The organism is Nordella sp. HKS 07, assembly GCF_011046735.1.
GTDB lineage: Bacteria > Pseudomonadota > Alphaproteobacteria > Rhizobiales > Aestuariivirgaceae > Taklimakanibacter.
Genome location: NZ_CP049258.1, coordinates 3,042,586 through 3,058,975, shown reverse-complemented (window position 1 = coordinate 3,058,975; position 16,390 = coordinate 3,042,586). Strand labels below are relative to the sequence as shown.

Genomic DNA, 16,390 nt, shown 5'->3' with positions numbered 1-16,390 from the left:
TTACATTGAAAATGGAAAAGCACTTTGCGCGCCCGATCAAACCGGGTTAAAAACTGTAAAATAAAGTTATTCGGGTAGTACTTAAATCTCATGACGACGGGGCGTCGAAGGGGAAAATTGGCGCGCTTCGGGCTTATGCCCGGAGGCGTGTGCCTTGCTGCACTTTTCGCGGCGAGCCTTTGCTTCGGGACGGGTCTCGTTTCGCCGCTTGTGCCTGCTTTTGCGGCCACGGGTGATATGCGCAATAACAAAATCAAGACGCCGCCAAAAGATGCGCGCGTCAATGTGGTGGCCAACAAGATCACTTATGACGCGCAGACGAAGACCGCAGTCGCCATCGGCAAGGTCGTCCTGACCTATGGAGACTACGAACTCGTCGCCACGCGCGTGACTTACGATCAGCGCAACGACAAGATGACGGCAGAGGGCGACGTCAGGCTGACGGAGCCAGGCGGCAACATCCTCGAGGCTGAGCGCGCCTCGTTGATGAACAAGTTCAAGGATGGCTTCGCCGAGCATTTGCGCCTGCTGTTGACCAACGACGTGATCATCACCGCCGACTATGCCGTGCGCCAGGATGGCTATCTGACGGTCTACACCAATGTCGTCTACAATGCCTGCAATAACTGCCGGACATCGGGTGGCAAGCCGCTCTGGCAACTCAGATCGCGCCAGGTGACGCATGATGAAAAAGAAGGCGTCATCTATCACAAAGACGCCACCTTCGAGTTCGCCGGCGCCGATATCATCACCCTGCCCTCTTTCTCGCATGCCGACCCGACGGTGCAACGCCGGACCGGGTTCCTCACTCCGGGCTTCAACTATGCCAGCGTCTATGGCTTCGGCGTCGAAGTTCCCTATTTCTGGAATCTGGCGCCCAATTACGACTTCACCTTCTCGCCGGTGATCACGTCCGGGCAGGGCCCGCTGCTCAAGGGGGAATGGCGTCACCGTCTGGCCAATGGCAGCTACAATGTCAATGTCGCCGGCATCTATCAGCTCAGTACGGGCAGCGACGACGCGGGAAATTCACCCTTGCGCGGCTCGGCGCAAACCAAAGGCCGTTTCGACATCAACGACAACTGGAAATGGGGCTGGGACGGCACGCTGGTCAGCGACAAGAACTTCATGAACAAGTATCAGATCGACAGCCGCGACGAGGCTATCGACCGGCTGTACATCACGGGCATCAACGATCGCAATTACTTCTCGGCCCAGGCGTTGCATTTCCAGACGCTCGACACCAACGATAACGAGGACATCTTCCCGACGGCCCTGCCCTACATCGAGCACAGCTATACATTCGACCAGCCAGTGCTCGGGGGCGAATTTGGCTATGACTGGAACCTCTACAGCATCAGCCGCAATGATGTGGTGTTCGCTAACGATCCCACGTTGCCGCTGACAAACGTGAATCTCGGCACCGAGCAGACCCGCGCCGTCGCCAATCTGCGCTGGCAGAAGCAGATCATCAACAGCATGGGCCAGGTCATCACGCCTTTCGGCAATCTGCGCGGCGACGCCTACGTCACCCAGAACCTGCCCGATGACGACGATCTGACGCAAGAGAACGAAACGACGACCCGCTTCCAGCCGACCGCCGGTCTCGACATGCGCTGGCCTTTCCTGACCAACACGGAGGGCGGCCAGCATATCCTGACGCCAGTGACCCAGGTCATCGCCTCGACCGACGAGGAGGACATCGACAAGAAGGGCAATGAAGACGCGATCAACCTGAATTTCGACGCCAGCAACCTGTTCCTGCACGACCGCTTCAGCGGTCTCGACCGCTACGAGGGTGGCACGCGCGTCAATACCGGCCTGCTCTACACGTTCCTGTCCGAAAATGGCGGATTTCTGAGGGCCAGTCTCGGCGAATCCTTCCATGTCGCCGGCAAGAACAGTTTCGATGTCCAAAGCGGACTCGGAGAGACCAGTTCCGACCTCGTAGCCGCCCTCGCGCTCCAGCCCTGGGACAGTTTGCGCTTCTCTTACCAGGTCCGCATGGCGGAGGACTTATCGGCCATCAAAACCCAGGAGGCTGGCTTAAGCTTCAGTTTCGACAGGTTTTCCGGGTCATTCTACTATGCGGACGTTGACGCTGACCCGGATGCGGGGCGGCCGAATAACGAAGAGCAGGTCTGGGGCGACGCCGGCTGGAACTTCTCCGGCGGGTGGAGTCTTTATGCCGGGGCCCGGTACGACCTCAAGGCAAGCAAGCTGATCCGGGACACCGTCGGTGTCGGCTTTCATTGTGAGTGCTTTAATTTCCGCGTCTTCCTTGCGGAAGATCGCGCCAATGAGGATCAAGGGGTTGACCGTTCAATTCAGTTCGCGATCGACCTCAAGTCGCTCGGCAACGTTATGGCCTCGCTGCCGAGCTTTTAGGGGCTGATACGGATATGAGATTCGGCATTCTGTTCGCCGCGGCGCTCAGCGCTTCTCTGTAGGTATCCGCTCCCGCCGCTATTGCGGCGGCCGACGAAGGCGTGCTGGTCACGGTCAACGACTTTCCGGTCACCGGCTTCGACGTCGACCAGCGCATGAAGCTCAATGCCATCCTCGGTAAGCCGCAAGGCACCGCCGCCGAGCAGCGCAAGCGCGCCCGTTGGGAATAGTTCACGGTCGACTACTTAGTGCTGCCGATGCGGCCGACGCCTCTTCGTCCCCGACCTCCCCTGCGCGCATCAGTTCGGTACAGTTCACATGGGTCCCTGCCAAACCGGCAGAATATTCCATCTGCCATCCCACCAGGGACCACGAAGCCTTGAACCCGGGTCTTTGCCTCCTGCTGGGGGCGGTTCACTCCCCCGGCTATCAATATTGTATAGAGGGAGCGGGACGATCTTGGCCCGGTTGGCTTGCGTCCAGGCCAACAGATCGGCATGTTCGAAGGTGCGGTCCGGGCGGGTCGACGTTCAGACAAAGCATCAACGACCGGCTCGCCAAGTCGCCGCGCGGCGGAAGGACGGCGATGTTCTTCCTGACAATCACCTCTGCAACAACAAGTGACTCAAGTGAGAACCAGCCTCAATGGCGATGCTACTGCAAAAGCGCGATCTGCCGGCAGGAGACAAGACCGACTGCATAGGTCTCAAGCCTGAGCGTCCGTTCCAATCCTGGGAATTACGACCGCGGTCACGCTGGGCGATCTGATCGGGAATGTCGTGTTTCTTTCGACCCTTGCCTACAATTTGACCATGCGAGGCTGCATATCAAGTATCGCGACGTCCGCCCTTTTTCGCGGGATGTCCTGTCACTTTCACCATTGATTGATTTGGGCGAACCGTTGCCCGACGAATGGCCGAAGATCGTCCCTCGCTTCAAGCCCAATATCGAACCCCGCCGATATCCGACGTCAGCCGGCTCAATGGCGGCCGCGCTTATTATGACATCGTGGTCACCAACCAGATGGCACGATCGGCGACCACGGGCGACAACCCATAGTGTACGGCATTGGGTCGGTAAGTAGACGTCCACAGAGGGTGTACCCTTAGTGGTCAGTAACGGCACCGCCTGGAATAGCTCCCGATCGCTTATGGCGAGTCACCACCCAGAAGCTGGCGAGCTTTTGATGATGCAGCCGATCACTCCGCCTGCTAGAGCGAGTCGGACCATGGGCAGTTTCGTTCCGAAGTTTCACCCAATATTAATCTAAATGAGCGGTAATCAGGTGACGCAGAAGGGTGAGGCAATGACGGCCGCACGGCCCCGCAAGCCGGTAAAGGTATTGGGGCACGGCCAGCGGATAGCGGAGCAGGCGCCGAGGCGCCGCGCCGAGGATTCGCGTCCCGATGACGGTCTGGTTGCCGTGGGGCTCCGTAAGAGCTTCGGACAGCAGCCGGTGGTCAAGGGGGTCGACCTCTCCGTGAAGCGTAGCGAGGCCGTGGGGCTGCTTGGACCCAATGGCGCCGGCAAGACGACGGTGTTCTACATGATCACCGGGCTCATCGCGTCGGACCAGGGAACGATCAGCCTCGACGGGACGGATATCACCACCCTGCCGATGTATCGGCGTGCCAGGTTGGGTATTGGATATCTGCCCCAGGAAAGTTCAATCTTTCGCGGTCTCACGGTTGAGGACAATATTCGTGCCGTGCTGGAGCTCGTCGAACCCGATCGTCAGCGGCGCGAAAGTGAGTTGCGTGAGTTGCTCGATGAGTTTTCCGTCTCGCATTTACGGCATTCGCCAGCTGTGGCGTTATCTGGCGGTGAGCGTCGCCGGGTGGAGATCGCCCGTGCCCTCGCCACCCATCCGCAGTTCATGCTCCTCGACGAGCCCTTCGCCGGAATTGATCCGATTGCGATCGGTGATATACGCCAGCTGGTGCGACAGCTTACCGCTCGGGGAATCGGGGTGCTTATTACGGATCACAACGTCCGAGAGACCCTCGAGCTCATCGACCGCGCGCTCATCATCCATGAGGGCGAGGTCCTGACCGAAGGCACGCCGCAGGAGATCGTGCACAATCCCGACGTGCGGCGCTACTTTCTAGGCGAAGGCTTCAGCCTCTGATTGAGATGGACGTCGATCAGCCGGCGCCCGTCGACATCCCAGGGATGAGATAATAGGCCTCGCGCCGGTCGATGACGAGATCGACGCCCATGCCCTGCCAGTCCGAGGTCTTGCCGGGATTCCAGAATTGTTTCGACCGGGCGATGAGATGCGCTCATGCCATCCTGGCCGCCTCTGGCTACAACTGCCGCCTCCTCCCTCACCTGGATGAGGCTTCTCTTGCGTCTCTTCCTGATCGCGCTCTTACCTCAGCCGCGATCCGTATTCACGTGAAAATCCGATTGTTCACGGTCGACACGCTACGCCAACCTTTTGCGATCTAATGCCAGGTTCCCTGCGCGCTTTCAGGTGCCGTCAAGACGGCAAGCTATGCGCACGACATTAGCGTCCGAAGGCCCACACTTTCACCACCCTGTCGAGCGTGATTTCCTTGTTCAGGGAACACCAAGCCTTCTCGGCGAGCTCCTGCAGGTTGAGAACGCTCTCGCCGTCCGGCGCGATGACGGTCACCTCGACCGCTCGGTCATAGGAGCCGGTCCGCGATCATAATCGCTCGCGTTCTGGCTGCCCTATCGAGGTCGCCTTGCAGCCCGATATAAGGCCCCGTCCAGTCGTATAGAGGTTCGACAAGATCCGCAGCCTGTGCCCCCGCTCACCATCAGTGCCGACGCAGCGCCAGCCAAAATTATCTTGCTGAACATGTTGCTTCCCCATGATTCTCAACCATAGGTATCAAGACGCGGTCATACGCCCAGTTCATAATCACGAACTGCGATTGTAAGAATGCCGACCGGGTGTGATCACAAAGCCAAAAGCGGCAGCCTTGTTGCCGGATTTCATCTCAGAAACGACAAAGGGTGTTCAACCAGAAATTGTTAGGCGCGCATCGATTCCCGTCACATGCCCCAAGGTCCAATAGGTAACCTCGTGCGGATGGCCTATCTTGGGTTGTCCTCTCTTTTTTGCCAAAGGAGCGGACGGAACCCAAGTGCCCCGTCCATCGGCCGCCCTGCCTTGGACGGGGTTTTCTCATAAACCCAAGGTCCAATATCCAGCCGTCGCGATCGGAAGAGGCTAAGCTGTCCGCTCCGCAGCGGACATCTCCCACAGGTCCTGGGAGGGAAGCCCGTCGACGAGGTACCGACCCGGGCGGGGCTTTCTCATTGGCGAATTGGTCCCACAGCGTTGTGATCTGTTTACGCCACCTACGGACTTCCGCTAGGCTGGTGGTGTCTGCCCCGCCATACCCCCGGAGGGGCCGACACCCGAACCTGGCCCCGCCCTTGGCCCTCACGCTAAGGCGGGGTTTTCTATCCACCAAGGTCGCATATTCGCACGCCGCGATTCGAGAGTGCGCAGAGCCGTCCGCCCCGCAAGGACGACTACTCTCCCCTGCGAGGGAAGCCCCGCTCCGCCGGGCGGGGCTTTTTCATTAGTGGGAGCCGGCGTTGTGATCTTCTTAAGCAATCAAATTGCGCGCACTTTATGCTGCGTACGGATTCCCGCTAGGGTGGTGATGTCCGCCTCGCCAATCCCTGGTGGGCCGGCACCGAAGGAAAGCCCCGCCTGGCCGCCCTCGCCTTGGCGGGGCTTTCTCAGCGCCCGAACGCACGCACCTTCACTGTCACCTGGCGGACGGTGATCGTCTTGTTCACCGACCGCCACGCCTTCTCGGGCCAGCTCCTGCAGGTTGAGAACGTGCCCTCCCGCGTGATGACAGTCGCTCAACCGCGCAGTCATAGGGCCGATCCGGGATCGCGAGCGTTTCCTTGAAGGTCGGCATTGCGTTCGCAGAATTGCCTGATCAACCGGTTTATGTCGATCGGCTTGCCTCCAAGGTCCAACAGTCGCGGCCTGTTGATCGCCTATGCTGGGTTGTCAGCTGTCCAACCCCCGGATGGACGGACGCCCGAAGAACCCCGCTAGCCTACGGCTGAGGGCGGGGTTTTCACGGGTGGCTGCGGCGAAACCTTTCACTAACCGACGAGATCAAGGTCCTCTTTACCCGCTCAGAATTCCAGTTAGGTTTTAAATGTGCGCTGGGCTACGCCCTGGTCTGGCGGATACGGAAGCCCCGCCAGTCGCTCGCGCCTAGGCGGGGTTTCTCGTACAGGGTGGCCGAGGCAGTACCGTGCCCCGGGCGAGTTGGTCGGGCCGGTTGTGACCGTGAACTTGTCGAGGTGGAAACAGAAAATGAGAGCCGCCCGTCGAAGACGAGGGGGCCTCTTCATGGTTTAGATCACCATTGGCTTGTCGTCATATATCTATCCTTGAGCCTGAGGAAACATGCGATGCGATGACGCGACCACCCCTCAATTGGGATCAGGTCAATGAGTGAGGACTGACGCAAAGAGTACGACCCTCCCTGGCTAACTCGAGCTCAGCTTTACTGACCCTGGTAGTGCCGTCCGCTCGCCAATGCCCCCGGCTAGGGCGGACGCACAACGGAAACCCCGTCCTTGGCTTGCCGTCTCGGCGGGGTTTTCTGGTTTGAGGCTTATGGTCCGAAGGCCCGCATCTTCACTGTCAGGTGGTCGACCGTGACTTGCTTGTTCATCGACCGCAAGCCTTCGCTGCCAGATTCTACAGGTTCGTAACGCTCACGCCTTCCTCAGGCCCAGCCGAAGGCATTTCCTTAGGCTGGGAATGAAGCCAAGTGGCGGGCATGGTTCTCTTTGGGTCTACCTCAGCAGAACCAAACATTGAGTGGTTCGCTAAACATCCCTTGACCACTTAAAACGTACCAACTATAAGAGAACCACTTAAAACAAACCAAAGGGATTTGACAGTGTTCGTGCGCGCCTATCTCAGAGCCTCTACCAAGGAGCAGGACGCGACCCGTGCCAAGGCCGACCTTGACCGCTTCGCGAAGGAACACGGCCTCAAGATTGCGGCGTACTATAGAGAGAACGAGAGTGGGGCCAGTCTCAAGCGGCCCGACCTGTTCAAGCTACTGTCTGATTGCCAGCCCGAGGACGTACTGCTGGTCGAACAGGTCGATCGGCTCTCCCGTCTCAACGCCGCCGACTGGGACAAGCTAAAGGCCGAGTTATCGGCGAGACAGGTGCGTGTTGTAGCGCTCGACCTGCCGACATCGTGGATGATGGCGACGAGCCACCACGACGAGATGACTGCCCGCATGTTTGACGCCATCAATGGGATGTTGCTCGACATGCTCGCCGCTGTGGCGCGTAAGGACTATGACGACCGACGCCGTCGCCAGGCTCAGGGGATAGCGAAGGCGAAGGCAGCCGGGCTTTATCGCGGGCGGAGGGAGGACACAGATCGGAACGCCGCCATCCTGCAGATGCTCAAGAAGGGGCAGAGCTGGAATGACATTGTTGCCGCAACCGGTTGCTCCCGTTCGACGCTCAGCAAGGTAGCCAAACGCATGGCTCAGCAATGAGTCTACCTAGGCCAAGAGAGTGTCATTTCCCGTCTGCGTGGGTCGGCAAGGACGGCGATTTAGGGAATTTCGCTACCAGGTAGCCCCCGACACGATCGGCCGTTCTAGAGACGTTTGCAGACTCTACCAGATACATGACGGGGAAGAAGGTCCCGCCGATATTGGCCTTGCTTCGGATATTGCGACTCAAGCTATTGATAATGTGGATCACTCTTCGCACAAACCGGTAGTTGCATTGTTAAGATATTTTTTACCATGCGGCATCAACCTGTAATTGTTGCTGCAGTCTAAGGCGTACGTACGGGTGAGCTGAGACTACCCGGCCTCAGCTCGCCCGTTCGACGTTCCTTCAGAGAAGATGAGGCCGGAGCAGGTGGACAAAGGCCCGCCAGAGCAGAGAAACCTTGTGGCCCTTGTCCTTTTCTGGATCGCCATTGTGGCGCTGTCTGCGCTCAGTTGGACTCTCGTGATTTGGTGGGTGCTGGCAGTCTGGGATTAAATCAGTCGGCCAGTAGGGCCCTCGGGTGCCCGCGCGCGTATTGCTGACAAAATTGCCCCACCAATGATTTCCTTTGTTTTCAACCCGCAGGGCGAGGGGTTCGCGCGCGTACTGCTCCGAGTATTGTGGCAGAGCCATTAGGCGAGAGAGAAATACCCTAGCCGAACATGCGCTTTATCATCGCGTCCTCGGTCTCGCCCGGAAAGCAGACCCGTAGAAGGCGGGAGGAAAGCTCCGCGTCCGCCGCCACCTCATAGGCCTGCGCTCTCTCATCTAGCCGGTTGTAGGTCTTATGGCGCATCCAGGGCGGCCTCGGCGGGAAATCCCAATCCGCGTATTCTTCCTGCCACTCATGCGGCCCCTTTTTGAGCACGCGCTTTGCGAGCTGATGCGCCCCGTGCTGATAGCGATTGATCGGCGACAGTCGCTGAGATTGATATTGGAGGCGGCAGCGGAAGCCCCAGCGAGAGCGAAAGCGCATGGCGCCGGCAGGCTGATAAAGCACCCGGCAATGCCGATCCGTCGCCGGGCAAATGAAATACCAGCGATAGCCACCGAAGGGCTGCGAGAAGCGGTGCAATGTGAACGTCTCGGCAATGTGCTGAGCCTCGCCGTAGGCGTCTTCAACGCTATATGCGAGCCGCAGCAAGCGGAAGTCGGGTCTAACACTTTCTGGGCGACAACGGAGATCCAGCCGAAAACCGCTAGGCCACGTGATGTAGGCGTCCCATTCGACTCCATCGCCCAGCATGCGGTTCGTGGAAATGTCGCTGATACGCAATTGGCGGCAATCTTCGATAGCGGGTAATAGTCTCGGCTTTCCCATTTTTATCGAAATCCTGTGGCTAACCCCATAGATCCGGAGCGCAGAGGGCCCGGATCGATTTGTGACGCCAATCGAAGCGTTACGGTCTTGTTGGATGCAGGCAAACCTGATTTTCTTTTATCACGACGCGAACGCAATTATCCGAATGCAGAGGCGCGACACGAACGCGAGCCAAGATTTTCTCATTCTGCCGTTTTCCCATTTGCGGAAACTTTGAGAAAAGGAGTTGCGAGCAGACGAGCAACGGGGGGGTTCGCCTCGGCGCCGTTGGGTGGCGCGCTCACCCCCGCTACTGAGGGACCGGTCATGTTAAGAGAGGTAGGCTCAGAAGAGAGCCCCCTAGTTGATGGTATAATAGATATGCACCTATTTTCGAGACGGTCAGAAAGCGAATTTGGGCCAAATCCGTCCTCATTTTCGGGACGGGTGTCCTCATTTTCGGTGCGGGGTGTCCCGATTTTCGGGACTATTTGTCCCGATTTTCGGGGCGGGGTTTTGTTTTTTCTCGGCTCCCATTGCTGATAATCCCGGGTCGGCCGCTCGCCCCTGTAACCAATTTCGGTCAAACGCCAATACGTGGCGGACGCATGACCATCTGTCCCGAGAAAGGCCCCTTGGGTCTGGCGGATAAAGCCATGGTCCTGCAGCTCTCGAAACCAACGCTCTGTTGATGACTGCACGGCGCCGAGCAGGGTGGCGGCCTTGCGCACTCCGAGAAAAATGTTCCCGTTGTTGCTGCCGTTGTAGAAACTCTTCAGGGTGATATAGAGGCAGCGAGCACCGTAGGACATCGCCAACCATGCCGGCTCTTGAAGCATTGGCTTCAAGACAGCGACAAAAGGTTGGGATGGCGTCGCGTCCCAGCTCTCGCGTGTCTTATTCTTCTTCGCCATTAAGCGGCCTCCCTTCCGAGCGCCCTGGAAGCCTGCGCAGCGCGCCTAGAACGGCCGGTCTGGATTTCAGGCGTATCGCAGGCCTCGCTTTCCGAATCGCCGTCTGTGACGCGCTCCACATACTTGCGGAGGCCAATGCCGTTTTTATCCTCGGCAACCGTCAGGCGGGCCAGGCGCTCAATATCGCCCTGCATTCGGCAGAACGACCGGGTGAAGTCCCAGAGTTCGAGCTTGCCAGTAATACCCCGAGCCAGAAGGACGCGAGCCGCTGCGAACAGCGGCTCTCTTGTTGATTCAACGATAATCATGCCGTCAGGCTTGTTCATCCTGACTTGATAGCGAGGCCCGCGGGCGCCGAAGCCCCGAAGCTCCATAAAAGCGCGAAGAGCGTCCATTTATGCCGCCTCCTTCTGCTCATCGTCGGACTTGACGATCAACGAGACGGGCGAGCGCAAGATATACCGCGCATGATGGCCGGCGAACTGACAGCCGTGGTTCTCGGTCATCGTCTCGATGTCGAGGCCCTTCTTGCGCAGCTTGTGAACATAGCCGCTCCAGCGCGGACCAGGATTGTCGATCGGCGTACAGCCTCTGACGCCGGCCTCTTGGAGCTGCTGAAGTGCCCAGACGTCGCGACCCTTGACGGTGAACGGGAAGCCGTCAGGCAGGATGCGAGCAACTATGGTGAGGCTGGCGAACTTACCCATGGCGCACCTCACCGAAGGCGAGAGCATCAATTGCGGAAGCGGTGCTGATTGGCACTGCGCACTTGCGTGAGATCCAGCGCGACCGCAATGGCGGGCGTGGATTATCCTTGAATGCAGGAAAGGTGGGGGGTATAGAAGTCATTGCGATGATTACTTTCTGCCCCGCCGTTGGCCCCCAAGCCCCGTGCGGGGCTTTTTCTTTTGGGCTCGGGGATTGCGGGGGTTAGGCGGCCTCGCCAAGTACCGGCAGGCTGGAAATGAAGGCGTCTGCATCAACACGCAGAATGCGGGTTGAGCGCCCCATCTTCAATGCCCGGAGTCGGCGCTCTCTGATGGCTTTCCAGATAGTGGATTCACCTGCGCCAAGGTAGGCGGCAGCTTCGCGCACCGACATGGTGACGGGCTGAAGCGGGAGGATTGTAGGCTGCGAGTCCATTTGCTGCTGCTCCTTTCTGAGTAATCCAGAACGAACGACGCAGCGAACTATTTATGCGGGATGGTGGCCGAAAGCGACTAGTTGCATCACGCTCTGTAGGTCACTTTTTCCGTTTGGAGGCGCGGGCCAAGGTGGCTGAGTTTGTACGGCCGTATTTCTGATTCTCGCCCGCTTGCTCCATTCTCTCCCGGATAATCTCAGCATCAATGTCGCCAGGGCCAAAAATGCCGGCTCGCGCTTTCTCCACCAGCTCCGAACAGTGGTGCGGTCGGCGGCATATGCCTCGCTGATTGTCTTTGTTGGATTCGCGTCTGAAATGCTGATTAACTGTCCATTGTGGAGCAGTCCCGACGTAGCCGCGGCATGGTAGGCAACGGCATAATCCTATGTCTCTGCGTTCATCCGGCCTAATTGGCCTTCTGCCTTCTGTCAGGGCGTGGGCAATGGGTTCAGGGAGATGTCCGACAGCGACATAACCCGCGAAGCCAGACATCGCGTAAATGACCTCGGCCGGCGGTGGTGCAAGGGCTCGCCCCTGACTAGGGAAAGCGAATAATGCCAGAGTATCTTCTCTACGAGCCCCCACCATTCGCGCAAAGGCTCTGCGTTTGACTTGCCAGCGTCTTGTTGAAGCGATGCCCTTATGAGCGCCTCAGCCTTCAGAAGTTCGGTCCAGTCACGGGGGTCCAGTGGTTCTTGTGATCCACCGTCGCTCATGACTGCCGCCTCTTGGAAAAGGGCACCACCGTGGTGCCCTTCGGCTCGCAATATTGTGCCCATGTCGCCATGAGCTTGCGGCGTTTGTCAAACATGGTGGCGCGCCGGTACGCGGCCTCGGCTTTGTCCTTGACGACATGCGCCAGCGCGGCCTCACTGACCTCATTGGCAAAATTGGTCTGCTCGCCAGCCCAGTCCTTGAAGCTGCTCCGGAAACCATGAGTGGTGATATGACCGTAGTCTAGCCGGCGTAGCACCATGGTCATGCTCATGTTGGATAGGTGTTTCTTGTTTGTCCTCGAACTCGGGAAGATATATTTCCCGTCTCTGATTTTCCGGAGGGTTTTGAGCACTGTCACCGCACGATCGGGCAGCGGAATGTGGTGCTCGACGCCCGACTTCATGCGGACCGCCGGGATTACCCATTCCTTCTTGTCGAGGTCGATTTCGTCCCACTGGGCCGCGAGCATTTCGGTGGTTCGCGTGGCAGTCAGAATGCAGATTTCTAGCGCCATCGCAGAGAGGCCTTCGACGGCGCGCAGCTTCGCCATGAACTCGGGCAACTCGCCATACGGAAGGGCGGCATGGTGGCCGCGGGTGAGCTTCTGGCGCTTTGGAAGGAGGAGCTTGAGATGTCCGCGCCAGCGCGCCGGGTTCTCGCCCTGGCGCTCGCCGTGGGCCTTCGCCCGATCAAACACGGCCTCAATCCTGCCGCGGAGCCTGCTGGCGGTCTCCGGTGTCGTCCGCCACAGCGGCTTCAGGACATCGAGGACTTCGGCTGTGCCGATCTGATCTACTCGCAGGGGCCGCAGGGGCTTCGCCAGCACTTCAAGGGTATATTTCCATTGGGCCTTGTGCTTGGCGTTCTTCCATTGCGAGGCCATGGCCTGGATATGCTCATCCGCAACCTCCCCGAAGGGGCGTGCTTGAGCCTGAGCGGAAGTCTGAAGCCTTGTGGCGCGCGCGGCCATCGGATCTTGACCGGCGGCGAGGTCGTCCCTGGCTGCTTGCGCGGCCGATCTGGCATCGCCCAGGAGACCCCGCCCGGCTGGGCGGAACCTAGCCCCATCTCGCGCTGGCGGCCGGCGCGGGCATACATGAACACCCAGCGCTTGGAGCCGTCAGGGGTGATTTTGAGATAGAGGCCTCCGCCGTCGCTATGGCGCCCGACCTTCTTGAGGGTCTCGACCTGCCGGAATTTAAGCTTATGAATTGCCCGAGCCATACTGTCCTAGTTTCGTCCTAGTTTCGGCGCGATATTACCAGAACAGACTGTGAAGGACCATAGAGAGAGGCGAAGGAATATCCAAATAAAAAGGCGCCAATCGTAACGAACGGCACAGCCCAACAGGGGCCCATAGAGTTTAGTTCGACGGACTCCTCTTCCGCCAGATTTAAATCCGATCAAATACATAGCCATTCGGCGGCGTTTCGATGTCGTAATTCTGTCAGCGGCTCTGTTCGCCGCAGTCCGTTCGACAGCCGGCATCATCGAAGTAGCCGAGATCAAATTCCATGAGGGAGACGACCAGATGCGCCCTACCGCCTGTTCGTTGCCAATCTTCTGGCTAGCGTAGATCTGCCTGACATTGATCTTGCGGCGGTGCAAGCAAATGCGCCAATGGGCTCCGGCTTGATCAGGCCACTTTGGAAGGCCGTCCCCAAATTGGTCCGCCAAACCAGATGGCTCCAATCGGGATTAATCCTTCATTAAGGTTAACTGTGGCCTAAAGGTCACAATCTCCAAGAATCATCCTGCCTGCAAAATACCAATCACATCACACCATACGAGGCCGTGACAGATCACTCAGGGCACATGGCTTCCATGATCAAGGGAGTTCCAGGGGTTCCATGCTCAAGACATGTCTTCTCGTTGGCGCCGCCATCACCTTTGCAGCCTCGCAGGCGCTGGCCGCTGATATCGCGGGTCCGACGACCTATGATTGGAGTGGCCCCTATATCGGCCTCAATGCCGGGTATGGCGAAGCCGATGTCGAGTATCAGTTTCGAACCATTGGCCACTACAACAACGATCCGGGCGATGACCTCTCGCAGACCCTCGACGGCTTTGTCGCTGGCATTCAGACCGGATATAATTGGCAGATCGACAGTTTTGTGCTTGGCCTCGAAGGCGGCTTCACATGGCTGAACTTCGACCAGGAAAAGGACAGCCCCTTCTTCGATAGCGACAAGTTCATCACCAGGGTCAATTGGGTAGGTTCCATTACGCCACGCCTTGGCGTCGCACTGGACAATATTTTATTCTTCGCCAAGGGCGGCGTGGCTTTCGCCGGCATCGATGCCCGCATCGAAGATACGGCGGACTTTGTTGAAACCAACAAAACCCAAGTTGGATGGACGGTCGGCGGCGGCATTGACTACGGCCTCTCCGAGCGTTGGACGGTCGGCGCCGAGGGCAATTACTATGACTTCGGCTCCTTCGATGCGGGCAAGACGGTTCAGGATTTCGACGGCTCACCGCGCACTGATCGCTCAGATCATGACGTCGACACTTCGGTCTGGACAGTGTTGGCCCGCGCGAATTTCAGGTTCTAGTTTCCTGGAAGACTTTGCCGGCAGGCAGGCGCATTCGCAAGGCGGCCAGGCTGGCCCTGCTCAAGACGGCTTTCAATCAAATCGGGGCACCGTCGCCCTCTCGCTGCAAGTCGTTGGGCCCATACCCTCGCGGACAGCCATTTGACAATCCGACCACATCTAACGTAAGGTTAAAAAATTACTAACCGGAGGCAGCTGCGACGAGGGGCTTCAACCCAGAAAGTGATATGTCATGCGTATATTGCGCCTGTTCGCGATCGTTTTGTCTTTTGCCGCGATAGCCAGCAGTCCCGTCGCTGCCGAGCCGATCGGCAACACGGTGCAGGCCTCCACATCCGTAAGTGCAAAAGGGACGGCCGGATCGCGGATTCTGCAGAAATCCTCGCCGCTCTTCTTCAACGACCTCTTAAAAACCAACGCCACCGGCATCGGGCAGTTCATCTTCGATGACGGCGCGAAGCTCGCCATGGGCCCATCCGCCCAAGTCGTCATCGACAAGAATATCTATAAGGGCGGCAAGAGCCTCACGCAGGCCAGCATTCAAGCCACCAAGGGCGCGTTTCGCTATATCAGCGGTTCGACGTCGGGCCACAAGATCGCGACCCCCTATGGCACGATCGGCATTCGCGGCACCGCCTTTGATTTCACCATTCAGAATGGCAAAGTCTATATCCTGCTGTTCCGCGGCAATGTCGATTTCTGCACCCGCGGTTCGTGCAAAACGCTGACGCGCGGCTGCGACTATCTGGTCGCGGGCGGGGGCGGAATCAGCACCCCGAAGCGGCTTGGCAGCGGTGGGAAAAAAACCGACGTGGATATCGATACGATCTTCCCGCTGCTCGTCAATCAGGACAAGCTTAACTCAAAGTTCCGAGGCGGCAGCGGCTGCGACAGTCGCCAGGCACAGAGGAAGGCGGACAGGAGGAACAGCGCGGACAGGCTTGCTCCCCAGCCTTCGCCGGCTGTGGCGTCTGTTCGGACGGTACGAACCCGCGGACCAGATGGCAGAGGCGGCGGAGGGGATAACGGACCGGGCGGGCAAGACTCCGGCGGTGGCGGGGGCGACTAATAGGAAGACAGCTTTCCGCGCAAGGCTCAGATCACGATGAGTTTTAATCGACGCAATCCTCGTAAACACGACGCGTCGGATTAGTCGATGGCCGGGTCGGGCTTGGCCATGCGCCTTTCGGTCCGAGCGGGTGTCAGCTGCTTGAGTCAGGTCCAGGGTCCGGAGCAGTCGCCGGACCCAACTCCATATTCGCCAGTTCGTCGGCGCAAAGACTTGCTGCGGTGGCGAGCGGCTCATCCATGCCCGCCAAGGTGACCCAGCCTTTTTCCTGCAGCATGCTTTCCCGATTCGGCTCGCCTACTTCCTTGAAAGCGGCCAGCCGCGCCTCGAAATCGGGGCCGCTGGCGAAGTTCCTCACACAGGCGGTGGCCACCAATTCCGCACGCGCAATGTCGGCGGCGCGCATAGCCATGCTTTCCGCGCTCCCTCTCGTCACCCAGCCGCCGGAAGTGAAGCCGATTGCGGCCGTCAGGATCGCGGATCCGACACATGACCATAGCCAAAGCGCCTTGGAGGGACTGTAGTCGTCCCAGCGCCGCTGCCACTCTTCCCAACGCTGAGCAAAGCTCTTTTCCTCGATCATTCCATCCCTCTCGCCGCATCGATGCCCGTCGATGCAATATCGCGGTTGGCGCGAATCGGAAAGGCTTTAGCGGCTAGTGTCCCGAATCCGAAGTTCGCCACAGCCTGCGGAACCTTCCGAGCGAACTTCGGATTCGGAAAGACACTACAAAACCTAATGATTCTAGTGTGCTTTTGAACGCG

Annotated in this window: 15 protein-coding genes; 6 read left to right on the top strand and 9 right to left on the bottom strand. The window is 58.7% G+C overall.

The window, feature by feature from the left end; genetic code table 11:
* Positions 1 to 237: 237 nt before the first annotated feature.
* From G5V57_RS14390 to lptB, 3 genes are all read left to right on the top strand, one after another.
* Complete coding sequence (locus G5V57_RS14390) at positions 238 to 2,388, top strand: LPS-assembly protein LptD (protein WP_165168166.1); 2,151 nt, start codon at positions 238 to 240, stop codon at positions 2,386 to 2,388.
* A gap of 101 nt (positions 2,389 to 2,489) precedes the next feature.
* The gene (locus tag G5V57_RS34840; RefSeq protein ID WP_256378669.1) at positions 2,490 to 2,618 is read left to right on the top strand and encodes a hypothetical protein; all 129 of its coding nucleotides are present in this window, start codon (positions 2,490 to 2,492) and stop codon (positions 2,616 to 2,618) included.
* Between the two features lie 1,076 nt (positions 2,619 to 3,694).
* Positions 3,695 to 4,516 carry an LPS export ABC transporter ATP-binding protein gene (gene lptB / locus G5V57_RS14385; protein ID WP_246737625.1) on the top strand — a complete coding sequence of 274 codons (822 nt, stop codon included), beginning with the start codon at positions 3,695 to 3,697 and terminating at the stop codon, positions 4,514 to 4,516.
* Between the two features lie 381 nt (positions 4,517 to 4,897).
* On the opposite strand, the gene G5V57_RS34835 is transcribed toward lptB, so the two are convergent.
* A complete protein-coding gene (locus G5V57_RS34835; RefSeq protein ID WP_256378668.1) occupies positions 4,898 to 5,026 on the bottom strand; it encodes a hypothetical protein in 129 nt (42 codons plus the stop codon).
* A gap of 2,278 nt (positions 5,027 to 7,304) precedes the next feature.
* Between G5V57_RS34835 and G5V57_RS14380 the strand changes: the two genes are divergently transcribed.
* Positions 7,305 to 7,922 (top strand): recombinase family protein, encoded by a 618-nt coding sequence (locus G5V57_RS14380; protein ID WP_165168164.1) that lies wholly within the window; start codon positions 7,305 to 7,307, stop codon positions 7,920 to 7,922.
* A 656-nt stretch (positions 7,923 to 8,578) separates the two neighbouring features.
* Here the strand turns inward: G5V57_RS14380 and G5V57_RS14375 are convergent.
* The 7 genes from G5V57_RS14375 to G5V57_RS35225 form a co-directional block, all read right to left on the bottom strand.
* Positions 8,579 to 9,202: a hypothetical protein gene (locus G5V57_RS14375; RefSeq protein WP_165168163.1), complete on the bottom strand. Its 624-nt coding sequence runs from the start codon at positions 9,200 to 9,202 to the stop codon at positions 8,579 to 8,581.
* A gap of 227 nt (positions 9,203 to 9,429) precedes the next feature.
* Positions 9,430 to 10,140, bottom strand: coding sequence for a hypothetical protein (locus tag G5V57_RS14370; protein WP_165168162.1), 711 nt, complete (start codon positions 10,138 to 10,140; stop codon positions 9,430 to 9,432).
* The gene (locus G5V57_RS14365; RefSeq protein ID WP_165168161.1) at positions 10,140 to 10,535 is read right to left on the bottom strand and encodes a hypothetical protein; all 396 of its coding nucleotides are present in this window, start codon (positions 10,533 to 10,535) and stop codon (positions 10,140 to 10,142) included. Before G5V57_RS14365 ends, G5V57_RS14370 begins: the two co-directional genes overlap by 1 nt.
* Complete coding sequence (locus G5V57_RS14360) at positions 10,536 to 10,847, bottom strand: hypothetical protein (RefSeq protein WP_165168160.1); 312 nt, start codon at positions 10,845 to 10,847, stop codon at positions 10,536 to 10,538. It abuts the gene before it with no gap.
* Between the two features lie 223 nt (positions 10,848 to 11,070).
* Positions 11,071 to 11,283, bottom strand: a complete 213-nt coding sequence (locus tag G5V57_RS14355) for an excisionase family DNA-binding protein (protein WP_165168159.1) — start codon at positions 11,281 to 11,283, stop codon at positions 11,071 to 11,073.
* A gap of 713 nt (positions 11,284 to 11,996) precedes the next feature.
* Positions 11,997 to 12,884, bottom strand: a complete 888-nt coding sequence (locus tag G5V57_RS14350; protein ID WP_371744787.1) for a tyrosine-type recombinase/integrase — start codon at positions 12,882 to 12,884, stop codon at positions 11,997 to 11,999.
* A complete protein-coding gene (locus G5V57_RS35225) occupies positions 12,794 to 13,225 on the bottom strand; it encodes an integrase arm-type DNA-binding domain-containing protein (RefSeq protein WP_371744786.1) in 432 nt (143 codons plus the stop codon). The genes G5V57_RS14350 and G5V57_RS35225 overlap by 91 nt, the downstream gene beginning before the upstream one ends.
* 626 nt (positions 13,226 to 13,851) lie before the next feature.
* Here G5V57_RS35225 and G5V57_RS14345 point away from each other — a divergent pair.
* Complete coding sequence (locus G5V57_RS14345; protein WP_165168158.1) at positions 13,852 to 14,556, top strand: outer membrane protein; 705 nt, start codon at positions 13,852 to 13,854, stop codon at positions 14,554 to 14,556.
* Positions 14,557 to 14,788: 232 nt separating this feature from the next.
* Positions 14,789 to 15,625 (top strand): FecR domain-containing protein, encoded by an 837-nt coding sequence (locus G5V57_RS14340; protein WP_165168157.1) that lies wholly within the window; start codon positions 14,789 to 14,791, stop codon positions 15,623 to 15,625.
* 133 nt (positions 15,626 to 15,758) lie between these two features.
* On the opposite strand, the gene G5V57_RS14335 is transcribed toward G5V57_RS14340, so the two are convergent.
* Positions 15,759 to 16,208 carry a hypothetical protein gene (locus G5V57_RS14335; RefSeq protein ID WP_165168156.1) on the bottom strand — a complete coding sequence of 150 codons (450 nt, stop codon included), beginning with the start codon at positions 16,206 to 16,208 and terminating at the stop codon, positions 15,759 to 15,761.
* Between the last annotated feature and the right edge of the window lie 182 nt (positions 16,209 to 16,390).